This is a genomic window from Micromonospora haikouensis (genome assembly GCF_000876225.1).
In the GTDB taxonomy this organism is placed as follows: Bacteria; Actinomycetota; Actinomycetes; order Mycobacteriales; family Micromonosporaceae; genus Micromonospora; species Micromonospora haikouensis.
Genome location: NZ_JXSX01000001.1, coordinates 2,733,166 through 2,758,767 on the forward strand (window position 1 = coordinate 2,733,166; position 25,602 = coordinate 2,758,767).

General features: G+C 76.2%; 3 protein-coding genes. All 3 read left to right on the forward strand.

What is annotated here, in order from left to right:
• Positions 1-12 precede the first annotated feature (12 nt).
• The 3 genes from TK50_RS11430 to TK50_RS11440 are packed head-to-tail and all read left to right on the forward strand — an operon-like array spanning position 13 to position 25,589.
• Positions 13-10,953, forward strand: coding sequence for a type I polyketide synthase (locus TK50_RS11430; protein WP_043962720.1), 10,941 nt, complete (start codon positions 13-15; stop codon positions 10,951-10,953).
• A 36-nt stretch (positions 10,954-10,989) separates the two neighbouring features.
• On the forward strand, positions 10,990-15,978 hold the full coding sequence (locus TK50_RS11435; RefSeq protein ID WP_043962721.1) for a type I polyketide synthase: 4,989 nt from the start codon (positions 10,990-10,992) through the stop codon (positions 15,976-15,978).
• 44 nt (positions 15,979-16,022) lie between these two features.
• Positions 16,023-25,589, forward strand: coding sequence for a type I polyketide synthase (locus tag TK50_RS11440; protein WP_043962722.1), 9,567 nt, complete (start codon positions 16,023-16,025; stop codon positions 25,587-25,589).
• The last annotated feature ends 13 nt before the right edge of the window (positions 25,590-25,602 follow it).

The following is a 25,602-nucleotide window of genomic DNA, read 5'->3' on the forward strand; positions in this document are numbered from 1 at the left end:
AGTGGGCGGTCCATGGCTGACGAGGCGAAGCTTCTCGACTACCTCAAGCGGGTCACCGCCGACCTGCACCAGGTGCGGCAGCGCCTGCGCGAGGTGGAGGCCGGCGAGCAGGAACCGATCGCCATCGTCTCCATGAGCTGCCGCTTCCCCGGCGACGTGCGCTCGCCCGAGGACCTGTGGGACGTCGTCGCGTCCGGCCGGGACGTGGTCGGCGACTTCCCGGCCGACCGGGGCTGGGACCTGGGGTCGCTCTACGACGCCGACGGCGAGCAGTCCGGCACCTCGTACACGCGCCAGGGTGGCTTCGTCCACGACCTGGCGGACTTCGACCCGGGCTTCTTCGCGATCTCCCCCCGCGAGGCCCTGGCCATGGACCCGCAGCAGCGGTGGCTGCTGGAGACCTCGTGGGAGGTCTTCGAGCGGGCCGGCATCGACCCGCACTCGCTGCGGGGCAGCCGCACCGGCGTCTTCGCCGGCTCCACCGGCCAGGACTACGGCGGCGTGCTGATGGGCGCCGCGCAGGGCCTGGAGGGGCACCTGATGACCGGCAACGCCGGCAGCGTCGTCTCGGGCCGGATCTCCTACACGTTCGGCCTGGAGGGGCCGGCGGTCACGATCGACACCGCCTGCTCGTCGTCGCTGGTCGCCCTGCACCTCGCCGGGCAGGCGCTGCGACAGCGGGAGTGCACCCTCGCCGTCGTCGCGGGCGTCACCGCCATGTGCACCCCGGCCGCGTTCGTCGAGTTCTCCCGGCAGCGCGGCCTGGCCGCCGACGGCCGGTGCAAGGCGTTCGCCGCCGCCGCCGACGGGACGGGGTGGTCCGAGGGCGTCGGCGTGCTGCTGCTGGAGCGGCTCTCCGACGCGCAGCGCAACGGCCACCCGATCCTCGCCGTGGTGCGGGGCTCCGCCGTCAACCAGGACGGCGCGTCCAACGGGCTGAGCGCCCCCAACGGGCCGTCGCAGCAGCGGGTGATCCAGCAGGCCCTCGCCAACGCCGGCCTCGCCGCCGGCGGCGTCGATGTGGTGGAGGCGCACGGCACCGGCACCCGCCTCGGCGACCCCATCGAGGCGCAGGCGCTGCTCGCCACGTACGGGCAGGACCGGGGCGACGCCGCGCCGCTGCTGCTCGGCTCGATCAAGAGCAACATCGGGCACGCGCAGGCCGCCGCCGGCGTCGCCGGTGTGATCAAGATGGTCCTCGCCATGCAGCACGGCGTCGTGCCGCCCACCCTGCACGTCGACGCCCCCACCCCCCAGGTCGACTGGGACGCGGGCGCCGTCGAACTGGTCACCGAGGCCACCGAATGGCCGTCCGTCGCGCGGCCCCGCCGGTCGGCGGTGTCGTCGTTCGGGGTGTCCGGCACCAACGCCCACGTCATCGTCGAGCAGGCCCCGACCGCCGAGCCGGCCCCGGCCGACGCCGCGCCGCCGGCCGACCGGCCGGTCGTACCGGTGGTGGTGTCGGCCCGCGACGCCGCCGCGCTCGCCGCGCAGGCGGGCCGCTGGGCCGACCGGCTCGACGCCGACGCCGACCTGCGCCCCCTCGACGTCGCCTTCTCGTCGGTCGCCACCCGCTCCACCCTGGACCACCGGGCGGTCGTCGCCGCCGCCGGCCGCGACGACCTCGCCGCCGGGCTGCGGGCCCTCGCCGCCGGGGACCCGTCCGGCGCGGTGGTCGGCCAGGCCGCCGACCGGGGTCCGCTCGCGGTGCTGTTCTCCGGTCAGGGCGCGCAGCGCGCCGGCATGGGCCGGGAGTTGTACGCGGCGTTCCCGGTGTTCGCGTCGGCGTTGGACGAGGTGTGTGGTCACCTGGATCCGCTGCTGCCGCAGCCGTTGCGGGAGGTGCTGTTCGCGCCGGAGGGCTCCGCCGAGGCGGCGTTGCTCGACCAGACCGTGTTCACGCAGGCCGGGTTGTTCGCCGTCGAGGTGGCGTTGTTCCGGCTCGTGGAGTCGTTCGGGGTGGTGCCTGACTTCGTCGGGGGCCACTCGGTCGGTGAGATCACCGCCGCGCACGTGGCGGGGGTGCTGTCCCTGGCCGACGCCTGCCAGCTCGTGGCCGCCCGGGGCCGGTTGATGCAGGCGCTGCCGGCCGGGGGCGGGATGCTGGCGGTCAACGCGGCCGAGGCCGAGGTGGTGGAGTCGATCGCCGGTCGGGCCGACGTCGGGATCGCCGCCGTCAACGGGCCCACCTCCGTGGTGGTCTCCGGGGCCGTCGAAGCCCTCGACGAGGTCGAGCAGCTCTGGCAGGGCCGGGGCGTGCGCACCCGCCGGCTGACCGTCAGCCACGCGTTCCACAGCCCGCTGATGGAGCCGATGCTGGCCGAGTTCCGGGCGGTCCTCGCCACGCTGACCTTCGCCGCTCCCGTCCTGCCCGTCGTGTCCAACCTGACCGGGGCCCTCGCCGACGCCGACGACCTGCGCACCGCCGACTACTGGGTGCGGCACGTCCGCGAGGCCGTCCGCTACGCCGACGGGATCGCCGCCCTGCGCGCCGCCGGGGCGGGCACGTTCCTGGAGATCGGGCCGTCGAGCGTCCTCACCGCGCTGACCGCCGAGATCCTTCCCGACGCCGAGGGCGTGCTCGCCGTCGCCGCCGGACGCAAGGACCGCCCCGAGGCGGAGGCCCTGCTCGCCGCCCTCGCCGAACTGCACGTGCACGGGACCACCGTGGACTGGCGGCCGTGGTTCGCCGGCACCGACGCCACCCGCGTCGACCTGCCCACGTACGCGTTCCAGCACCAGCGGTACTGGCCCGAGGCCGGCGCCGGGTGGACCGGCGACGTCACCGCCGTCGGCCTGCGCCCCGCCCAGCACCCCCTGCTCGGCGCGGCCGTCGGCGTCGCCCACGCCGAGGGCTTCCTGTTCACCGGGCGGCTCGCCCGGCGTACCCACCCGTGGATCAGCGACCACGTCGTCTTCGACACCGTGCTGCTGCCCGGCACCGGCTTCGTCGAACTGGCGTTGCAGGCCGGCGCGCACGTCGGCGCGGACCACGTCCGCGAGCTGACCCTGGAAGCGCCGCTGATCCTGCCCGAGACCGGCGGCGTCGACATCCAACTCTGGATCGGCCCCGCCGACGACACCGGCTGCCGGTCCGTCTCCCTGCACTCCGCCGTCGACAGCGAACCGGCCGAGGGCGGCGAGCGCGGCTGGACCCGCAACGCCAGCGGCGTACTCGCCGGAGGCCCGGCCGCCCCCGCCGGCCCGCCCGGCTGGTCCGACCTCACCGCCTGGCCGCCCCCCGGCGCCACCGAGGTCCCCACCGACGACCTGTACCTCAACCTCGCCGCCCAGGGCTACGACTACGGCCCGTCCTTCATCGCGCTGCGTAACGCCTGGCGGCGTGGCGACGACCTCTTCGCTGAGCTGGCCCTGCCGGAGACCCCGGCCGCCGAGGCCGGCGGGTACGGCCTGCACCCGGCGCTGCTCGACGCCGCCCTGCACACCCTCGGCCTCACCACGCCGGCCGGCGAACCGTCCGGCGCGGACGTGCCGCCCGGCTACGGCCGGCTGCCGTTCTCCTGGAACGACGTCGCCCTGCACGCGGCCGGCGCGGCGGCGGCCCGGGTCCGCGTCTCGCACACCGGCACCGACAGCGTCTCCCTGCTCCTCGCCGACGTCGACGGCGCGCCGATCATCTCCGTCGGCTCCCTCGTGCTGCGGCCCGTCTCCGCCGACCAGCTCCGCGTCGCCTCCGGCGGCGGCACCGAGTCGCTGTACCGCATCGAGTGGGCCCCGCTCGCCCTGCCCGCCGGCCCGTCGACCACTGGCTGGGCGGTCCTCGGCGACGCCGCCGGCCTCGCCGACGCGCTCGCCGCCACCGGGACGGCCGTCGCCGCGTACCCCGACCTGGCGGGCCTGGCCGCCGCGCTGGACGCCGGCACGGACGCCCCCGACGTGCTGGTCGTGCCGTTCCTCGACCCGCCGGCCACCGACGACGTGCCGCGCGCCGTCGCCGAGGTCACCCACCGGGCGCTCGACGTGCTGCAGCGGTTCCTCGCCGACGACCGGTACGCCACCTCCCGGCTCGTCGTGCTCACCCGGGGTGCCGTCGCCACGGCCGCCGACGCCGACCTGACCGACCTGGCCGGCGCGGCCGTCATCGGCCTCGTCCGCTCCGCGCAGTCGGAGAACCCCGACCGGTTCCTGCTGGTCGACGTCGACGACCCGGCCGGCTGCGCCGCCGCCCTCGTCGCCGCCGTCGACACCGACGAGCCGCAGGTGGTCATCCGGGCCGGCGTCGCCGCCGGGGCCCGGCTCACCCGCGTGCCGGCCCCCGCCGAGCCGCCCGCCGCCCCGTTCGACGGCGACGGGACCGTGCTCGTCACCGGCGCCACCGGCACCCTCGGGCAGCTCATGGCCCGGCACCTCGTCACCGTCCACGGCGTCCGGCATCTCGTCCTGGCCAGCCGGCGCGGCCGGGCCGCCGCCGGCATCCCCGAACTCTGCGCCGAACTCGCCGAACTCGGTGCGACCGTCACCGCCGCCGCCTGCGACGTCGCCGACCGCGACGCCGTCGCCGAGCTGCTCGCCGCCATCCCCGCCGCGCACCCGCTCACCGCCGTCGTCCACGCCGCCGGGGTACGCGACGACGGCGTCGTCTCCTCCCTCACCCCCGAGCGGATGGACGGCGTGCTGCGGCCCAAGGTCGACGCCGCCTGGCACCTGCACGAGCTGACCGCCCACCTCGACCTGAAGGCGTTCGTCTCGTACTCGTCGCTCGCCGCCACCGCCGGCGGCCCCGGCCAGGGCAACTACGCCGCCGCCAACGCGTTCCTCGACGGCCTCGCCCAGCACCGCCGGGCACGCGGCCTCGCCGCCCTCACCCTCGCCTGGGGCCTGTGGGCCGACCGCAGCGGCATGACCACCGAACTGGACGACGTCCACCTCAACCGGATCTCCCGCTCCGGCGTCGCCGCCATGGAGGCCGAGGAGGGGCTGGCCCTCTTCGACGCCGCCTGCCGCCGCAGCGACGCCGCCCTCGTGCCCGCCCGCCTCGACCTCGCCGCGATGAAGGTGCAGTTCGCCGGGGGCAGCATCCCGCCGCTGTACCGGGCCCTGATCCGCACCCCCGCCCGCGCCGCCGCCGCGACCACCGGCGCGTCCCTGGTCCAGCAGCTCGCCGCGCTCGGCGACGCCGACCGGGTCGCCGCCCTCGTGGAGATCGTCCGGGGGCAGGCCGCCGCAGTGCTCGGCTACCCCGACCCGGCCGCCATCGAGCCGCGCCGGGCGTTCAGCGAGTTCGGCTTCGACTCGCTCACCGCCGTCGAGATGCGCAACCGCCTCAACAACGCGTTCGGGATGCGGCTGCCCGCCACCCTCGTCTTCGACTACCCCACCCCGGCCGACCTCGCCGCCCACCTCGGCACGGAGATCGCCGGCACGCCGGTGCCCGTCCGGACCGCCACCACCAGCGTCGCAGTCGGTGACGACGAGCCCCTCGCCATCGTCGGCATGGCGTGCCGGCTCCCTGGCGGCGTGTGGTCCCCCGACGACCTGTGGCGGCTCGTCGCCGACGGCGTCGACGCGATCACCGACCTGCCCACCGACCGGGGCTGGGACCTCGACAGCCTCTACAGCCCCGACCCCGACGCCAGCGGCACCTTCTACGCCCGCGGCGGCGGCTTCCTGCGCGGCGTCGACCGGTTCGACCCCGGCTTCTTCGGCATCAGCCCCCGCGAGGCCCTCGCCATGGACCCGCAGCAGCGGCTGCTGCTGGAGACCACCTGGGAGACCTTCGAAAGCGCCGGCATCGACCCGGCCACGCTGCGGGGCAGCAGCACCGGCGTGTTCGTCGGCACCAGCGGCCAGGACTACGGCAGCCTGCTCGCGTATTCGCCGGAGGCCGCCGAGGGCTACATGCTGACCGGGATGACCAGCAGCGTCATCTCCGGCCGGGTGGCGTACACGTTCGGCCTCGAAGGGCCGGCGGTCTCCCTCGACACGGCCTGCTCGTCGTCGCTGGTCGCCCTGCACTGGGCCGGGCAGGCGCTGCGTGCCGGCGAGTGCGACCTCGCTCTGGCCGGCGGCGTGATGGTCATGGCCACCCCCACCGCCTTCGTCGAGTTCTCCCGCCAGCGCGGCCTCGCCGCCGACGGGCGGTGCAAGTCGTTCGCGGCGTCGGCCGACGGGACGGGCTGGTCCGAGGGCGTCGGCATGCTCCTCGTGCAGCGGCTCTCCGACGCTCGCCGGCAGGGCCGGCACGTCCTCGCCGTGGTACGCGGCACCGCGATCAACTCCGACGGCGCGTCGAACGGTCTCACCGCGCCGAATGGTCCGTCGCAGCAGCGGGTGATCCGGCAGGCCCTGGCGAACGCCCGGTTGTCCACGTCGGATGTGGACGTGGTGGAGGCGCACGGCACCGGCACCACGTTGGGTGACCCGATCGAGGCGCAGGCGCTCCTCGCGACCTACGGGCGTGACCGTCCCGGCGACCGGCCGCTGCTGCTCGGGTCGATCAAGTCGAACATCGGTCATGCGCAGGCGGCGGCGGGTGTGGCGGGTGTGATCAAGGTGGTGCAGGCGATGCGCCACGGTGTGGTGCCGGCGAGCCTGCACGTGGACGAGCCGTCGCCGCACATCGACTGGTCTGCGGGCGCGGTGGACCTGGTCACCGAGGCGCGGCCGTGGCCGGCGGTGGACCGGCCCCGTCGGGCGGCGGTGTCGTCGTTCGGCATCTCCGGCACCAACGCGCACGTCATCGTCGAGCAGGGCGACGAGCCTGTGGCCCCGGCCGTCACCGGCGTCCCCGGGCTGCTGGCCGCCGATGTGACGGTGTGGCCGGTGTCGGCCCGGTCGAAGGCGGCCCTGGCCGGTCAGGCCGAGCGGCTGGCCGCGTACGTGCGGGAGCACGGCGTGCTGGACACCGCGGCGGTCGGTTGGTCTCTGGCGACGACCCGGTCGACGTTCGACCAGCGGGCCGCCGTGGTCGGCGCGGGTGTGGAGGAGTTCCTCTCTGGTCTGGACGCGCTCGCCGCAGGCGCTCCGGCGGGCAATGTGGTGGCCGGTGTGGCGTCGGGTCACGGTGCGGGTCCGGTGTTCGTGTTCCCGGGTCAGGGCGCGCAGTCGGCACGCATGGCCGCCGGCCTGGTCGGTCGTACGCCGGTGTTCGACGCGCGCCTGGCGGAGTGCCAGCGTGCCCTCGCCCCGTTCCTGGACGTGGATCTCGTGTCGGTGTTGACCGGGGATGACGAGTCGTGGTTGGAGCGGGTGGAGGTGGTGCAGCCGGTCCTGTGGGCCGTGGGCATCGCCCTGGCCGCCGTGTGGGAGCACGCGGGCGTGTCCCCGCAGGCGGTGGTGGGTCACTCGCAGGGCGAGATCGGCGCTGCCTGTGTCGCGGGGATCCTGTCCCTGGAGGATGCGGCGAAGACGGTGGCGTTGCGGTCGCGTGCCCTGGCGGTGTTGCGCGGGACTGGGGCGATGGCGTCGGTGGATCTGTCCGCCGACGCGGTGGCCGAGCGCCTCCCCGCGTTCCCGGGTGTGGGTGTGGCCGCCGTGAACGGGCCCGGCACGGTGGTCGTGTCCGGGCCGCCGCAGCCCGTCGCGGATCTGGTGGACGCCTGCCAGGCCGAGGGGATCCGGGCGCGGCTGATTCCGGTGGACTACGCGTCGCATTCCCCGTCCGTGCAGGACGTCGCCGAGCGGCTGCGCGCCGACCTGGCCGACGTCGCCCCGCAGCCGGGTCGGGTTCGGCTCGTGTCGACGCTGACGGGTGACTGGGTGGATCCGGCGTCGATGACGGCGGACTACTGGTATGACAACCTGCGGCAGACCGTCCAGTTCGATGCCGCCGTCCGGGTCGCTATCGCCGCCGGGCACTCCACGTTCGTGGAGATCTCCCCGCATCCGGTGTTGACGATGCCGGTGACGGCGATCCTCGACGACGCCGGGGTCACCGGCCACACCCTGGGCAGCCTGCGGCGGGGTGACGACGACCCGACTCGACTCCTGACCAACCTGGCCACCGCGCACGCGATCGGCCTGCCCGTCGACCTGCGCACCGTGCTCGCCGAGACGGCGACCGTCGACCTGCCCACGTACGCGTTCGAGCACCAGCGGTTCTGGGTGGAGCCGCCCGCGCACCGGGCGCAGGACGTCGCCTCCGCCGGCCTCCAGGACGCCGGACACCCGCTGCTCAGCGCCACTCTCACCTTCCCCGACAGCGAGCGGATGGTGTTCACCGGCCGGCTGTCGGTGCGTACCCACCCGTGGCTCGGGGAGCACCGGGTGATGGACAACATCCTGCTGCCCGGCACCGCGTTCGTGGAGCTGGCGACGTACGCGGGCGAGCAGGCCGGCTGCCCGAGGGTGGACGAGCTGACCCTGCTCGCCCCGCTCGTCCTGCCCGCGCTGGGCTCCCTCCAGGTGCAGCTCACCGTCGCCGAACGCGACGACGACGGTCGCCGGGCCGTGCAGCTGCACTCCCGCCCGTACCGGGACGGCTCCGACGAGATCCTCGCCGACGTGGCCTGGACCTGCCACGCCACCGGCCTGCTCGCCCCGGCCCCGGCCGACCCGCCCGCCTTCGACCTCGGGGTGTGGCCGCCGCCCGGCGCGACCCCCGTCGAGAACGACGACTTCTACTCCGGCATCGAGGCGACCGTCTTCGGGTACGGGCCGGCGTTCCGCGGCCTGCGCGCCGCGTGGACCCGGGGCGACGAGGTCTTCGCCGAGGTGGAGCTGCCCGCCGACCACCACGCCGAGGCGGGCCGGTTCGGGGTGCACCCGGCGCTGCTCGATGGCGCGTTGCAGGCCATGTCGATCGGCGGCTTCCTCGGCCGGATGGGCGACGGCGGCGACGCCACCGTGCCCCGGCTGCCGTTCGCCTGGACCGGGGTGTCCCTGCTCGCCGCCGGGGCCACCGCCCTGCGGGTGCGGGTCAGCGCGGCAGGCGAGGTCGGGGTCGCCTTCCAGGTGGCCGACGCCACCGGCGCGCCGGTGCTGCACGCCGAGTCCCTGATCATGCGCCGGGTCTCCGGTGACTCCCTCGGCGCGGCCCGCTCCGGCCGGCACGAGTCGCTGTTCCAGGTGGACTGGCCGGCGCTGCCCGTGCCGACCGGCCCGGTGCCGGCGGCCACCCGCTGGGCGGTGCTCGGCGGCGACGACCTGACCCTCAGCGCAGCCTGCGAGTCGGCGGGCGCGCGGGTGCGCAGCGACGTCGACCTGGACTCGCTCGGCGACCTGCTCGCCGGGGGCGAACCCGCGCCCGAGGCCGTGATCGTCGGGGTCGGTGGCGGCGGGAACGACGACGCGGACCCGGGGCTCGCCGCGCAGGCGCGGGCCACGACGCACCGTACCCTCGCGGCGGTGCGGACCTGGCTCGCCGACGACCGGTTCGCCGGGTCCCGGCTGGTGCTGGTCACCCGCGACGCGGTCGCGGCGGGGGAGCGGCCGGCGGTCAACCTGGCCCAGGCCCCGGTGTGGGGCCTGCTGCGCACCGCGCAGCTCGAACACCCGGGCCGGCTGCAGCTGGTCGACCTCGACGCCGACCCGGCCAGCGCCGCCGCGTTGGCCCCCGCGATCGGCTCCGGCGAACCGCAGCTCGCGGTGCGGGCCGGCCAGGTGCGTGCGCCGCGCCTCGGCCGGGTCCCGGCGGGGGTGGAGCCGCTGCCCGGCGAAGTCGACCCCGACGGCACCGTGCTGATCACCGGCGGCACCGGCGTGCTGGGCCGGATCCTGGCCCGGCACCTCGCCACCACCCACGGCGTGCGGCACCTGCTGCTGGCCGGGCGGCGCGGCGCGGCGGCCGACGGCATCGGCGACCTCGTCGCCGAGCTGGCCGAGGCCGGCACGCGGGTGACCGTCGCCGCCTGCGACGCCGCCGACCCGGACGCGCTCGCGGCGCTGCTGGCCGGGGTGCCCGCCGCGCACCCGCTCACCGCCGTCGTGCACGCCGCCGGTGTCCTCGACGACGGCGTGCTGGAGTCGTTGACCCCCGAACGCGTCGACGCGGTGGCCGTGCCGAAGATCGACGCGGCGTGGCACCTGCACCGGCTCACCGCCGGCCTGGACCTCGCCGCATTCGTGCTGTTCTCCTCGGCGGCGGCCACGCTGGGCAGCGCCGGCCAGGCCAACTACGCGGCGGCCAACGCGTTCCTCGACGCGCTCGCCGCGCACCGGCGGGCCCGGGGGCTGCCCGGCATCTCCCTCGCCTGGGGCCTGTGGGAGCAGGCCAGCGGCATGACCGGCCACCTCGGCGACGCCGACGTGCGGCGCATCGCCGAGCAGGGCGCGGCGGGCCTGGCCACCGGGCAGGCCCTGGACCTCTTCGACGCGGCGTGGCGGCTCGACGCGGCGGCCGTCGTGCCGATGCGCCTGGACGTGTCGGCGCTGCGCGCCCAAGCCGAGGCCGGTGCCCTCGCGCCGCTGCTGCGGGCCCTGGTCCGGGCGCCGATGCGGCGCTCGGTCGACGCCGGCACCCGCACCGGCGGGGTGCCGCTGACCCAGCGGCTCGCCGGCCTGGCCGGCCCCGAACGGCTCAAGGTCGTGCTCGACGTGGTCCGGGCCAACATCGCCGCCGTCCTCGGTCACGCCAGCGCCGACGCCGTCGACCCGGGCCGGCTCTTCACCGACCTGGGCTTCGACTCGCTCACCGCCGTCGACCTGCGCAACCGGCTCAACGCCCTGTCCGGGCTGCGGCTGCCGGCGACGCTGGTGTTCGACTACCCGACGCCGGCCGCGCTCGCCGAGCGGCTGGCCGGCGACATCGCCGCCGACGCGGCCCCGTCCACCCAGCCCATCTTCTCCGGCATCGACACCGTGGAGAGCCTGCTCACCACCATCCCGCTCGACCCGGCGGCCCGGGACCGGTTCACCGCCCGCGTGCGGGACCTGCTCGCCAAGGCGACCGACCTCGCCGCCGGCCCCGCCGCGGAGCAGGACCGGCCCGATCTCGACGCGGCCAGCGACGACGAGATCTTCGACTTCATCAGCAAAGAGTTTGGAATCTCCTGAGATGACCGACTTCCGGATCGAGGCAGGTGCGACCCGATGAGCGACGACAAGCTGCGGTACTTCCTCAAGCGGGTGACCGCCGACCTGCACGACACGAAGCGCAAGCTGCAGACCGTCGAGGCCCGCGACACCGAGCCCCTCGCCATCGTTTCGATGAGCTGCCGCTTCCCCGGCGGCGTCCGGTCACCCGAGGACCTCTGGGAGATCGTCGCCGACGGCCGGGACGCCCTCACCGAGTTCCCGGCCGACCGGGGCTGGGACCTGGAGGCCCTCTACGACCCGGACCCGAACAAGCCGGGCAAGAGCTACACCCGCGTCGGCGGGTTCCTCGACGACGCCGGGGCGTTCGACCCGACCCTGTTCGGCATCTCGCCGCGCGAGGCCCTCGCCATGGACCCGCAGCAGCGGCTGCTGCTGGAGACGTCGTGGGAGGCCGTCGAGCGGGCCGGCATCGACCCCCTGTCGCTGCGGGGCAGCTCCACCGGCGTCTTCGTCGGCGTGAGCACCTCCAACTACGGCATGGGCCTGCCGAACGTCCCCGAGGGCGTCGACATGTACCTCGGCACCGGCAACACCACCAGCGTCGCGTCCGGCCGGATCTCGTTCACCCTCGGCCTCAACGGCCCGGCCGTCACCGTCGACACCGCCTGCTCGTCGTCGCTGGTCGCCCTGCACCTCGCCGTGAACGCGCTGCGCCGGGGCGAGTGCGACCTCGCCATCGCCGGTGGCGTCACCGTCATGGCCACCCCCGGCGTCTTCGTCGTCTTCTCCCGGCAGCGCGGCATGTCCGTCGACGGCCGGTGCAAGGCGTTCGCGGAGGGGGCGGACGGCACCGGCTGGGGCGAGGGCGGCGGCGTGCTCGTCGTCGAACGGCTCGCCGACGCCGAGCGCAACGGCCACCCCGTGCTCGCCGTGATCCGGGGCAGCGCCCTCAACCAGGACGGCGCGTCCAACGGCCTCACCGCCCCCAACGGCCCCTCCCAGCAGCGGGTCATCCGGGCCGCCCTCGCCAACGCCCGGCTCGGCACCGCCGACGTCGACATGGTCGAGGCGCACGGCACCGGCACCACCCTCGGCGACCCCATCGAGGCGCAGGCGCTCATCGCCACGTACGGCCAGGACCGCCCCGCCGACCGGCCGCTGTGGCTCGGCTCGGTCAAGTCGAACATCGGCCACACCCAGAGCGCCGCCGGCGTCGCCGGGATGGTCAAGATGGTGATGGCGCTGCGCAACGGCGTCATGCCGGAGACCCTGCACATCGACGAGCCGTCGAAGCACGTCGACTGGTCCGCCGGGGCGGTGTCCCTGCTCACCGAGCGTAAGCCGTGGCCCGAGCTGGACCGCCCCCGGCGCGGCGGCGTCTCCTCGTTCGGCGTCAGCGGCACCAACGCCCACGTGATCCTGGAGGAGTACCGGCCGCAGGCCGCCGCCCCGGACGCCGGGGAGGCCGTCGACACGGAGGCCGCCGAGGCGGAGACTGCCGCCGCCGCGCTCGTCGACTCGGACGTGACGGTGTGGCCCGTGTCCGCCCGGTCGAAGGCGGCCCTCGCCGGCCAGGCCGCCCGGCTCGCCGCCCACGTGCGGCAGCACGGCGACCTCGCCCCGGCGGCGGTCGGCTGGTCCCTGGCCACCACCCGGTCCACGTTCGACCACCGCGCCGCCGTCGTCGGCGCGGACGCCGGGGAGCTGCTGGCCGGGCTCGACGCCCTGGCCGCCGGCCAGCCGGCCGGCAACCTGGTCACCGGCACGGTCACCGGTTCCGGCGCGGGACCCGTCTTCGTCTTCCCCGGCCAGGGCGCGCAGTCGGCGCGGATGGCCGCCGGCCTGGTCGGCCGCACGCCCGTGTTCGACGCGAAGCTGGCCGAGTGCCAGCGGGCCCTCGCCCCCCACCTGGACGTCGACCTGGTGTCGGTGCTGACCGGCGACGACGAGTCGTGGCTGGAGCGGGTCGAGGTCGTGCAGCCGGTGCTGTGGGCCGTCGGCGTCGCCCTCGCCGCCGTGTGGCGGGCGGCCGGCGTCGTGCCGGACGCGGTCGTCGGCCACTCGCAGGGCGAGATCGGTGCCGCGTGTGTGGCGGGGATCCTGTCCCTGGACGACGCGGCGAAGACCGTCGCCCTGCGGTCGCGGGCCCTCGCCGTGCTGCGGGGCACCGGCACCATGGCGTCGGTGGACCTGTCCGCCGACGCGGTCACCGAACGCCTCGCCGCGTTCCCGGGCGTGGGTGTGGCCGCCGTGAACGGCCCGTCGACGGTGGTCGTGTCCGGCCCGCCGCAGCCCGTCGCGGACCTGGTGGACGCCTGCCAGGCCGACGGCATCCGGGCGCGCCTGATCCCGGTGGACTACGCGTCGCACTCCGCCGCCGTGCAGGACGTGGCCGAGCGGCTGCGCGCCGACCTGGCCGACGTCACCCCGCAGCCCGGCCACACCCGGCTCGTGTCGACGCTCACCGGCGACTGGGTCGACCCGGCGTCGATGACTGCCGACTACTGGTACGACAACCTGCGGCAGACCGTCCAGTTCGACGCGGCCGTCCGCGTCGCCGTGGCGGCTGGGCACTCCACGTTCGTGGAGATCAGCCCGCACCCGGTGCTCACCATGCCGGTCACCGCGATCCTCGACGACGCCGGGGTCACCGGCCACACCCTGGGCAGCCTGCGCCGGGGCGACGACGACCCGACCCGGCTGCTGACCAACCTGGCCACCGCGCACGCGATCGGCCTGCCCGTCGACCTCACCAGGGTCCTCGCCGAGGCCGAGGTGGTGCCGCTGCCCACGTACGCGTTCGACCATCAGCGGTTCTGGCTCGACGGCAGCGGCGGCGTCGACCTGGAGGCGCTGCTCCAGGGCGCGGCCAACCCCGACGACGCCGGCTTCTGGGCCGCCGTGGAACGCGGCGACCTCACCGCCCTCGCCGAGGCCGTCGCCACCGACGACACCCCCGCCTACGAGGCCCTCGACGCGCTCGGCCCCGCCCTGCCGCTGCTCACCTCCTGGCGGCGCAAGCGCCGCCGGCAGTCCGACATCGACAGCTGGCGCTACCAGGACACCTGGAAGCCGCTGACCGGCATCGCCAACCGGGGCATGAGCGGCACCTGGGTCGTGGTCCTGCCCACCGGCGACATCGTCGAGCCCTGGCAGGACGCCTGCGTCGAGGCCGTCACGGCGGCCGGCGCGACCGTCGTCGCCGTGCCCGTCTCCACCACCGACGCCGACCGCGACCTGCTCGGCAAGCTGCTGCGCGAGGCCCTCGCCGCCAGCGGCGGCGGCACCGACGAGCCCGCCGACGTGACCGGCGTGGTGTCGCTGCTCGCCTTCGACGAGCTGGTCCACCCGCTGCACCCGTCCGTGCCCGGCGGCTTCGCCGCCACCGTCGCGCTGTTCCAGGCCCTCGGCGACATCGGCCTGCGCGCCCCCATGTGGGCCGTCACCTCCGGCGCCGCCTCCGTCGGCCGCGCCGACCTGCTGCGCTCCCCGACGCAGGCCCTCGTCTGGGGCTTCGGCCGGGTCGCCGCCCTGGAACACCCGCAGCGCTGGGGCGGCCTCGTCGACCTGCCCGAGGCCGTCGACGAGCGCTGCGCAGGCCTGCTGGTCGCGGCCCTCACCGCCGCCGGAGACGAGGACCAGATTGCGGTACGCCCCGGCGGCCTCCTCGCCCGCCGGCTCACCCGCGTGCCGCTCGGCGACAGCCAGCCCGCCAACCCGTGGGAGCCCTACGGGACGGCGCTCGTCACCGGCGGCACCGGCGCCCTCGGCGGGCACGCCGCCCGCTGGCTGGCCCGCAGCGGCGTGCAGAACATCGTCGTCGCCAGCCGCCGCGGCATGAACGCGCCCGGCGCGCAGCAGCTCGTCGACGACCTCACCGCGCTAGGCGCGCAGGCCAGCGTCGTCGAGTGCGACGCCGCCGACCGCGACGCCCTCGCCGCGCTGATCGAGTCGATCCCGGCCGAGTATCCCCTCACCACGGTCGTGCACGCCTCCGCCGTCCTCGACGACGCCATGATCAACGACATCCGGCTGGACCAGATCGAACGGGTCCTCCAGGCCAAGGTCGACGTCGCGTACCACCTGCACGAGCTGACGCTCGACCTGGACCTGTCCGCGTTCGTCATGTTCTCCTCCTTCGCCGGCAGCGTCGCCAGCTCCGGCGTCGGCAACTACGCGCCCAGCAACGCGTTCCTCGACGCCCTCGCCCAGCACCGGCGGGGCCTCGGCCTGCCCGCCACCTCCATCGCCTGGGGCGCGTGGGCCGGCGGCGGCATGGCCGACGGGCCGCTCGGCGAGCTGCTGCACCGCCACGGCGTACCCGAAATGGCCCCCGACGCGGCCATCGCCGCCCTGCACCAGGCCGTCGACCACGGCGAGGCGTTCCTCACCATCGCCGACATCGCCTGGGAGCGGTTCTCCGTCGCCTTCACCGCCACCCGGCCCGGCCCGCTGATCAGCGACCTGCCGGACGTGCGGCGGCTCCAGGCGACCGAGCGGATCGCCACCGTGGAGACCGGCGACGGCCCCGACTCGCTCCAGGAGCGGCTCGCCGGGCTGCCCGCCGCCGACCGGCTCGCCGTGCTCCTCGGCCTCGTCCGCGGCCAGGTCGCCGCCGTGCTCAACTACCCGTCCGCCGAGTCGGTCGACGAGCACCGGGCGTTCCGCGAGCTGGGCTTCGACTCCGTCACCGCCGTCGAGCTGCGCAACCGGCTCGGCTCCGCCACCGGCGTCGCCCTGCCCGTCACCCTCGTCTTCGACTACCCGACGCCGACGACGCTGGCGGAATACCTCTTCGCCGAGGTCGCCCACGACGACGTGGTCACCCCGACGGTCCTCCTCGACGACCTCGACCGGATCGCCGACAGCCTCGACGTCGTGGCGCGCGACGAGGCCGCCCGGGTGCGGGCCACCGTACGCCTCCAGGCGATGCTCTCCCGCCTCGGCCAGGCCGGCGGCGGCGCCGACATCGGCCGGCACCTCGACGACGCCACCGACGACGAACTGTTCGCGATGGTGGACAAGGACCTCGGCATCTCCTGATCCGCCCGGCTCACCCCCGTCCCTTGCGAGGAAGCGGCACCCCGATGGCCAATGAAGACAAGCTCCGCGACTACCTCAAGCGGGTCATGGCTGATCTCCACGACACCCGCCGCCGGCTCAGTGAGGCGCAGTCCCAGGAACTGGAGCCGGTCGCGATCGTGGCGATGAGCTGCCGCCTGCCCGGCGGGGTGCGCAACCCCGACGACCTGTGGGAGCTGCTGAGCCAGGGCCGGGACGCCGTCGCCCCGTTCCCCGCCGACCGGGGCTGGGACGTCGAACGGCTCTACCACCCCGACCCCGACCACCCGGGCACCTCGTACGCCCGCGAGGGTGGGTTCATCGACGGCGCCGGCGACTTCGACTCCGCGTTCTTCGGCATCTCGCCCCGCGAGGCGTTGACCATGGACCCGCAGCAGCGGCTGCTGCTGGAGACGTCCTGGGAGGCCGTCGAGGCCGCCGGCATCGACCCCGCCTCGCTGCGCGGCAGCCGCACCGGCGTGTTCGTCGGCACCAACGGGCAGGACTACGGGACCCTGCTGATGATGTCGCCCGACGGCGACGAGGGCCACTCGATGACCGGCGGCGCGGCGGCCGTCGCGTCCGGCCGGGTGTCGTACACCCTCGGCCTCGAAGGGCCGGCCGTCTCCATCGACACGGCCTGCTCGTCGTCGCTGGTCGCGCTGCACCTCGCCGTGCAGGCGCTGCGGGCGGGGGAGTGCGACCTCGCCCTGGCCGGCGGCGTGACCGTCATGGCCACCCCCGGCCTCTACATCGGGTCCAGCCGGCAACGCGCCCTCTCCCCGGACGGGCGGTGCAAGTCGTTCGCCGCCGCCGCCGACGGCGCCGGCTTCTCCGAGGGCGTCGGCTGGCTGCTGGTCGAGCGACTGTCGGACGCGCGGCGTCACGGCCACCAGGTCCTCGCCGTCGTACGCGGCTCCGCCGTCAACCAGGACGGCGCGTCCAACGGCCTCACCGCCCCGAACGGGCCCGCGCAGCAGCGGGTGATCAGCCAGGCCCTCGCCTCGGCCCGCCTGTCCATCGCCGACGTGGACGTGGTGGAGGCACACGGCACGGGCACCACTCTCGGCGACCCGATCGAGGCGCAGGCGCTCCTGGCCACGTACGGGCAGGACCGGGGCGACGCCGCGCCGCTGCTGCTCGGCTCGGTGAAGTCGAACATCGGGCACGCCCAGGCGGCGGCCGGCGTGGCCGGCGTGATCAAGATGGTCCTCGCGATGCGGCACGGCGTCGTCCCGGCGACGCTGCACGTGGACGCCCCGTCGCCGCACATCGACTGGTCTGCGGGTGCGGTGGAGTTGGTCACCGAGGCGACGCCGTGGCCGCAGACGGGTCGTACGCGGCGGTCGGCGGTGTCGTCGTTCGGCATCTCCGGCACCAACGCCCACGTCATCCTCGAACAGCCCGACGAGTCCGCCGACGCGTCGGCCGGGGCCCGCTCGCCGGGGCTGGTCGACGCGGACGTGACGGTGTGGTCGGTGTCGGCCCGGTCGAAGGTGGCCCTGGCTGGTCAGGCCGAGCGGCTGGCCGCGTACGTGCGGGAGCACGGCGTGCTGGACACCGCGGCGGTCGGTTGGTCCCTTGCCACGACGCGGTCGACGTTCGACCAGCGGGCCGCCGTGGTCGGCGCGGGTGTCGAGGAGTTGCTCGCCGGTCTGGACGCCCTGGCGAGTGGTGTGCCGGCGGGCAACATGGTGTCCGGTGTGGCCGCCTCGCCGGGTGCGGGTCCGGTGTTCGTGTTCCCGGGTCAGGGTGCGCAGTCGGCACGCATGGCGGCCGGCCTGGTGGGTCGCACGCCCGTCTTCGACGGGAAGCTGGCCGAGTGTCAGCGGGCCCTCGCCCCGCATCTCGACGTGGATCTCGTGTCGGTGTTGACGGGGGACGACGAGTCGTGGTTGGAGCGGGTGGAGGTGGTGCAGCCGGTCCTGTGGGCCGTGGGCATCGCCCTGGCCGCCGTCTGGGAGCACGCGGGCGTTAGCCCGCAGGCGGTGGTCGGCCACTCCCAAGGTGAGATCGGCGCTGCCTGTGTCGCAGGGATCCTGTCCCTCGACGACGCGGCGAAGACCGTCGCGTTGCGGTCGCGGGCCCTGGCGGTGTTGCGGGGGACGGGTGCGATGGCGTCGGTGGATCTGTCCGCCGACGCGGTGGCCGAACGTCTCCCCGCGTTCCCGGGTGTGGGTGTGGCCGCCGTGAACGGTCCTGGCACGGTGGTGGTGTCGGGTCCGCCGCAGCCGGTCGCGGACCTGGTGGACGCCTGCCAGGCCGAGGGGATCCGGGCGCGGCTGATCCCGGTGGACTACGCGTCGCATTCCCCGTCGGTGCAGGACGTCGCCGAGCGGCTGCGCGCCGATCTGGCCGACGTCGCCCCCCAGCCGGGCCGGGTCCGGCTCGTGTCGACGCTCACCGGCGACTGGGTCGAGCCGGAGAGCATGACGGCGGACTACTGGTACGACAACCTGCGGCAGACCGTCCAGTTCGACGCCGCCGTCCGCGTCGCTATCGCCGCCGGGCACACCACGTTCGTGGAGATCAGTCCGCATCCGGTGTTGACGATGCCGGTGACGGCGATCCTCGACGACGTCGGGGTCACCGGCCACACCCTGGGCAGCCTGCGGCGGGGTGACGACGACCCGACGCGGCTGCTGACCAACCTGGCCACCGCGCACGCGATCGGCCTGCCCGTCGACCTGCGCACCGTGCTCGCCGAGACGGCGACCGTCGACCTGCCCACGTACGCGTTCGACCACCACCGGTACTGGCCCGCCCCGCCGCTGTTCCTCACCCAGGGCGAGGCCGCGCCCGACATCGACCGGTGGCGGTACCGGATCACCTGGCCCGCCCTGCCCGACCTGCCGCTGACCTGGCTCGCCGGGACGTGGCTGGTGCCCCTGCCCGCCGGCACGGCCGACGACCCGCTGGTCGCCGGGGTGCTCGGCGCGCTCGGCAACTTCGGCGCGGACGTCGTACCCGTCGAGGTGGACGCCGCCGCCGACGCCGCGACCCTCGCCGACGGGCTGCGCGCCGCGCTGCCGGCGGACGGTCCGGCGGCCGTGCTGTCCCTGCTCGGCCTCGACGGGCGGGCGCACCCCGACCACCCGGCCACCCCGCTCGGCGTCACCGGGACGGTCGCGCTGGTGCAGGCGCTCGGGACGCTCGGCGTCGAGGCCCCGCTGTGGTGCGCGACCCGGGGGGCCGTCGCCGTCGCCGCCGACGACCAGCCGCCGCACCCCACGGCCGCCGCCGTCTGGGGCCTCGGCCGCGCCGTCGCCCTGGAACACCCCGGCCGCTGGGGCGGCCTGATCGACCTGCCCGACAGCCTCGACGCGCACGCCGGTGCCCTGCTCTGCGCGGCGCTCGGCGACACCGGCGGCGAGGACCAGCTCGCCGTCCGCGACTCCGGGGTGTACGCCCGCCGGCTCACCCGGATCACCGACCCCGAGCCGGCCACCCCCGGCGACCCGGTCCGCTCCGAGAGGGCCGGCGACGCCGAGACGGCCGCAGCCGTCAGCTCCGACTCGGCCGGCGACGCCTCCTCCGCCCCCGACGCGGCCCGGCACGCCGCCGACGGCGGTTGGCGGATGCGCGGCACCGTGCTGATCACCGGCGGCACCGGCGGCCTCGGCGGGCACCTCGCCCGCTGGGCCGCCCGCCACGGCGCGGCGCACCTGCTGCTGGCCAGCCGGCGTGGCCCCGACGCCCCGGGCGCGGCCGAGCTGGAGGCCGAGCTGACCGACCTCGGCGTACGGGTCACCGTCGCCGCCTGCGACGTCACCGACCGCGCCCAGCTCGCCACCCTGCTCGCCGCCGCACCGGCCGACGCGCCGCTGAGCGCCGTGCTGCACACCGCCGCCGTCCTCGACGACGGCATCGTCGACACGGCCACCCCGCTGCGCCTGCACACCGTCGCCGCGCCCAAGTGCGTCGCCGCCGACCACCTCGACGAGCTGACCCGCGACCTCGACCTCGACGCGTTCGTGCTGTTCTCCTCCGTCGCCGGCACCACCGGCAACGCCGGCCAGGGCGCGTACGGGGCGGCGAACGCCTACCTCGACGCCCTCGCCGAGCGGCGACGCGCGCAGGGCCGGCCCGCCCTGTCCGTGGCGTGGGGGGCGTGGAGCGGGGCCGGACTGCCCGCCGACAACGAGCGCGCCCAGCAGCGGCTGCGCCGGGGCGGCATGGTCGGCATGGACCCCGACCTGGCCGTCGAGGCCCTCGCCCGCGCGCTGCGCCGGGGCGAGACGACGACGCTGATCGCCGACATCGACTGGGCCCGGTTCGCGCCCGCATTCACCCTGGTCCGGCCCAGCCCCCTGATCGGCGACCTGCCCGAGGTGGTCGAGGCGGCCCGGCCGGCCGCCGCGCCGGACGCCGAGGAGGAGGCGGACGCGCCGTCGGGTGCGCTCGCCCGCCGGCTCGCCGGGCTGTCCCGGGCCGACCGCGCCGAGGCGCTGCTGGAGCTGGTCCGCCAGTGCGCGGCGACCGCGCTGGGCTACGGCTCGGCCGACGACGTGCCGGCCACCCGCCCGTTCCGGGACCTGGGGCTGGACTCGCTGACGGCCGTGGACATGCGCAACTTCCTGGCCACCGCCACCGACCTGCGGCTGCCCGCCACGCTCGCGTTCGACTACCCGAATCCGACGGTGCTCGCCGCGCACCTGGCGGAGCTGCTCACCGGCGCCGACCCCGAGCCGGCGGCCCCCGCGCCGGCCGCCGCGCCCGTGGACGACGAGCCCATCGCGATCGTCGCGATGAGCTGCCGGCTGCCCGGCGGCGCGGACAACCCGGAGCAGCTGTGGCAGCTCCTCGCGGCCGGCGGCGACGCGATCGGCGAGTTCCCCACCGACCGGGGCTGGGACCTCGACCGGCTGTTCGACTCCGACCCGGAGAACGAGGGCACCAGCTACGCCCGGGAGGGCGGCTTCGTCACCGGCGTCGCCGACTTCGACCCCGTCTTCTTCGGCATCAGCCCCCGCGAGGCCCTCGCCATGGACCCGCAGCAGCGGCTGCTGCTGGAGGCGTCCTGGGAGGCCATCGAGCGGGCCGGCATCGACCCGCAGGCCCTGCGGGGCACCCCCACCGGCGTGTTCGTCGGCACCAACTACCAGGACTACCGCAACCTGATGTTCAGCGCCGAGGGCGCCGAGGGGCACCTGATGACCGGCAACGCCGGCAGCGTGCTCTCCGGCCGGGTGTCGTACACCCTCGGGTTGGAGGGGCCCGCCGTGTCGGTCGACACGGCCTGCTCGTCGTCGCTGGTCGCCCTGCACTGGGCCTGCCAGGCGCTGCGCCAGGCGGAGTGCTCCATGGCCCTCGTCGGCGGCGTCACCGTCATGTCCACCCCCGGCGTGTTCGTCGGCTTCAGCCGGCAGCGGGGACTGGCCCCGGACAGCCGGGTCAAGGCGTTCGCGTCGGCCGCCGACGGCACGAGCTGGGGCGAGGGGCTGGGCGTGCTGCTGGTGGAGCGGCTGTCCGACGCCCGCCGCAACGGCCACCCCGTGCTCGCGGTGATCCGGGGCTCCGCCGTCAACCAGGACGGCGCGTCCAACGGGCTGACCGCCCCGAACGGGCCGTCGCAGCAGCGGGTCATCCGGCAGGCCCTGGCCAACGCCGGGCTCACCGCCGCCGACGTGGACGCCGTCGAGGCGCACGGCACCGGCACGAAGCTGGGCGACCCGATCGAGGCGCAGGCGCTGCTCGCCACGTACGGGCGGGAGCGCCCCGCCGACCAGCCGCTGTGGCTCGGCTCGATCAAGTCGAACATCGGCCACACCCAGGCCGCCGCCGGGGTCGCCGGCATCATCAAGATGGTCCTCGCGCTGCGCTACGGCTTCCTGCCGGCGACCCTGCACGTCGACGAGCCCACCGACCAGGTGGACTGGAGCGTCGGCGCGGTCGAGCTGCTCACCGAGGGCCGGCCCTGGCCGGTCACCGGCCACCCGCGCCGGGCCGCAGTCTCCTCCTTCGGCATCAGCGGCACCAACGCGCACACCATCCTGGAGCAGGCCCCCGACGAGCCCGCCCCGGTCGCGCCGGCCGGCGACCCGGGCCGGCTGCCGGTGGTGCCGGTGCTGCTGTCGGCGCGTACCCCGGCGGCCCTCGCCGCCCAGGCCGGGCCGTGGGCCGACCAGCTCACCGGGCCGGAGGCCCCGCCGATGGTCGACGTCGGCTGGTCGTCGGCGGTGTCCCGGGCCGACCTGGACCACCGGGCCGTCGTCCTGGCCGCCGACCGGATCGCCCTGCGCACCGGGCTGCGCGCCCTCGCCACCGGCGACGACTCGCCGCTGCTGGTCACCGGGGCCGTCGCGCCCCGCCCGAAGGTGGCGTACCTGTTCTCCGGGCAGGGCGCGCAGCGGGCCGGGATGGGCCGCGAGCTGGCCGAGGCGTTCCCCGTCTTCGCCGCCGCCCTCGACGAGGTCTGCGCCGCCTGCGACCCGCACCTGCCCGGGCCGCTGCGGCCGGTGCTGTTCGCCGAGCCCGGCACCGCCGACGCGGCGCTGCTCGACCGCACCGAATACACCCAGCCCGCGCTGTTCGCCGTCGAGGTGGCCCTGTTCCGGCTCCTCGACGCGTGGGGGCTGCGGCCCGACGCGGTCGCCGGGCACTCCATCGGCGAGTTCGCCGCCGCCCACGCCGCCGGGGTGCTGTCGCTGGCCGACGCCGCCGCGCTGGTCGCCGCCCGGGGCCGGCTCATGCAGGCCCTGCCCGACGGCGGGGCGATGCTCGCCGTCGCCGCCGCCGAGGCCGACGTGCTCGCCTCGCTCGGCGACCGCGCCGACCGGGTCTCCGTCGCCGCCGTCAACGGCCCCGCCGCCGTGGTGCTCTCCGGCGCCGGCGACGCCGTCGAGGAGCTGGCCGCCGAGTGGGCCGCCCGGGGCGTACGGGTGCGGCGGCTCGCCGTCAGCCACGCCTTCCACAGCCCGCTGATGGAGCCGGTGCTCGCCGACCTCGCCGCCGTCGCCGGGCGGCTGGACTGGCAGGCACCGACCGTGCCGATGGTCTCCACGGTCACCGGCGCGCCCGTCGGCGCGGACGAGCTGGCCGACCCGGCGTACTGGGCGCGGCACGCCCGCGACGCCGTACGCTTCGCCGACGCCGTCGCGGCCCTGCGCGGGCAGGGCACCACCGCGTACGTCGAGATCGGCCCCGACGGGGTGCTCACCGCGCTCACCCAGGCCGTCCTCGCCGAGGGCGCCCCGGCCGGCGGGCGGGCCCCGCTGGTCGCGCCGACCCTGCGCCGGGACCGCCCCGAGCCGGCGGCCCTGCTGCGGGCCGTCGCCGCCCTGCACACCCACGGCGTCAGCCCCGACTGGCCCACCCTGTACGCCGAGACCGGCGCGCAGCGCGTCGACCTGCCCACGTACGTGTTCGACCGGCAGCGGTACTGGCCGGAGCCGCCGCCGTGGGCCACCGCCGGCCCCGCCGCGGGCGACGGCGACGCCGACGACACCGAGGTGGAGCGCCGGTTCTGGGCGGCCGTCGACGCCGAGGACCTCGACTCCCTGGCCCGCGAGCTGGACGTCGACCGCGACCAGCCGTTCGGGGCGGTGCTGCCGGCCCTGTCGGCGTGGCGGCGGCGCGGCCGGGAACGGTCCCTCGTGGACGCCGCCCGCTACCGGGCGGTCTGGGAGCCCCTCGCGGCCACCCCGGAGCCGCAGGAGCCCGGCCACTGGCTGGTGCTGCTGCCCGCCGACCGGGTCGACGACCCCGTCCTGGACTCCTGCACCTGGACCCTCGGCACCGACGTGACCACCGTCGGCGTCGACCTCGCCGCCGACCCCGACGAGCTGGGCGGGCAGCTCGCCGACGTGCTCGGCGAGGCCCTCGACGCCGCCGAGGGGACCCTGTCGGTGCTGTCCTTCCTCGGCCTGGACGACGCCCCGCACGCCGAGCACCCGGCGCTGCCGCGCGGCCTCGCCGCGACCGTCCAGCTGCTCCAGGAGCTCGCCGACCGCGACGCGGCGGCCCGACTGTGGTGCGTCACCCAGGGTGCCGTCGGCACCGGCGACGGCGACGCGCCCGCCAACCCCCGGCAGGCGACGCTGTGGGGCCTGGGCCGGGTGGCGGCGCTGGAGCAGCCGGCCCGCTGGGGCGGACTGGTCGACCTGCCCGCCACGATCGACAGCTGGGCCGCGATGCGGCTCGGCAACGTCCTCACCGGCGGCGTCGCCGAGGACCAGCTCGCCGTCCGCGAGTCCGACGTGCTGGTACGCCGCCTCGCCCCGGCCGGCACCGCCGGGGAACCCGAGCCGTGGCAGCCCCGGGGCACCGTGCTGATCACCGGCGGCACCGGCGCGCTCGGCGGGCACGTGGCCCGCTGGGTGGCCGCCGCCGGCGCGCAGCGGGTGGTGCTGACCAGCCGCCGCGGCACCGACACCCCCGGCGCGGCGGAGCTGCTGGCCGAGCTGACCGCCCTCGGCGTCGACTGCCGGGTCGCCCGGTGCGACGCCGCCGACCGGGCCGGCATGACCGACCTGATCGCCGACCTGCGCCGCGACGGGCCGCCGCTGCGCGCCGTGGTGCACGCCGCCGGGGTCAGCGAGGTGGTGCCGCTGACCGACACGACGCTGGAGGACCTCGCGTACGTCATCGCCCCGAAGCTCGTCGGCGCGGAGCTGCTCGACGAGCTGCTCGACGGCGTCGAGCTGGACGCGTTCGTGCTGTTCTCGTCCATCGCGGCGGTGTGGGGCAGCGGCGGGCAGGGCGCGTACGCCGCCGGCAACGCCCACCTCGACGCGCTCGCCGAGGCCCGCCGCGGCCGGGGCCTGCCCGCCACGTCGGTGGCGTGGGGGCCGTGGACCGAGTCGGGCATGTTCTCCGACGGCGCGCCGGAGCAGCTGCGCCGCCGGGGCCTGCGGGTCATGCCGCCGGGCGTGGCGCTGGCCGGGCTGCGGCACGCCCTCGCCGCCGGGGACACCTGCGTCACCGTCGCCGACGTCGACTGGGCCACCTTCCACCCGCTGTTCACCGCGCTGCGGCCCAGCCCGCTGCTGGCCGACCTGCCGGCCGTGCACGCGCTGACCGCCGCCCCGGCCGCCGCGCCGGACCCGGCCGCGCCCGCCGGCCGGGACCTGCTCGCCGGGCTGCGGTCGCTGCCCGGCCAGGAGCGGCGGGCCGCGCTGCTGGAGATGGTGCGGGTGGACGCGGCGAAGGTCCTCGGCCACTCCTCCGCCGACGCGATCGAAACCGACCGGGGCTTCCTCGACCTCGGCTTCGACTCGCTGACCGCCGTGGAGCTGCGCAACCTGCTCACCGCCGCGACCGGCCACGACCTGCCCACCACGGTCGTCTTCGACTACCCGACCCCGGCGGGCCTCGCCGACCACCTGCACGAGGAGCTGTTCGGCGCCGAGGCCGGGCCGGACGCCGGCCCCGCCGTGGGCGGCACCGGCGACGAGGAGCAGGTGCGGCGGGTCCTCGCCGCGATCCCGCTGGACCAGCTGCGCCAGGCCGGCCTGCTCGAACAGCTCCTCCAGCTCGCGCACACGGTCACCGGCCCGGCCGCGCCGGCCGCCCCGGCCGCCCCCGAGACGGAGATCCGCGAACTCGACGTCGCCGGCCTGGTCCGGATGGCCCTGGAAGGCACCGACTCGTGACCCGGCCCGCCCC

Coding starts and splice junctions, on each gene's coding strand:
- TK50_RS11435 (WP_043962721.1), top strand. CDS start 10,990: ATGAGCGACGACAAGCTGCGGTACTTCCTCAAGCGGGTGACCGCCGAC.
- TK50_RS11440 (WP_043962722.1), top strand. CDS start 16,023: ATGGCCAATGAAGACAAGCTCCGCGACTACCTCAAGCGGGTCATGGCT.
- TK50_RS11430 (WP_043962720.1), top strand. CDS start 13: ATGGCTGACGAGGCGAAGCTTCTCGACTACCTCAAGCGGGTCACCGCC.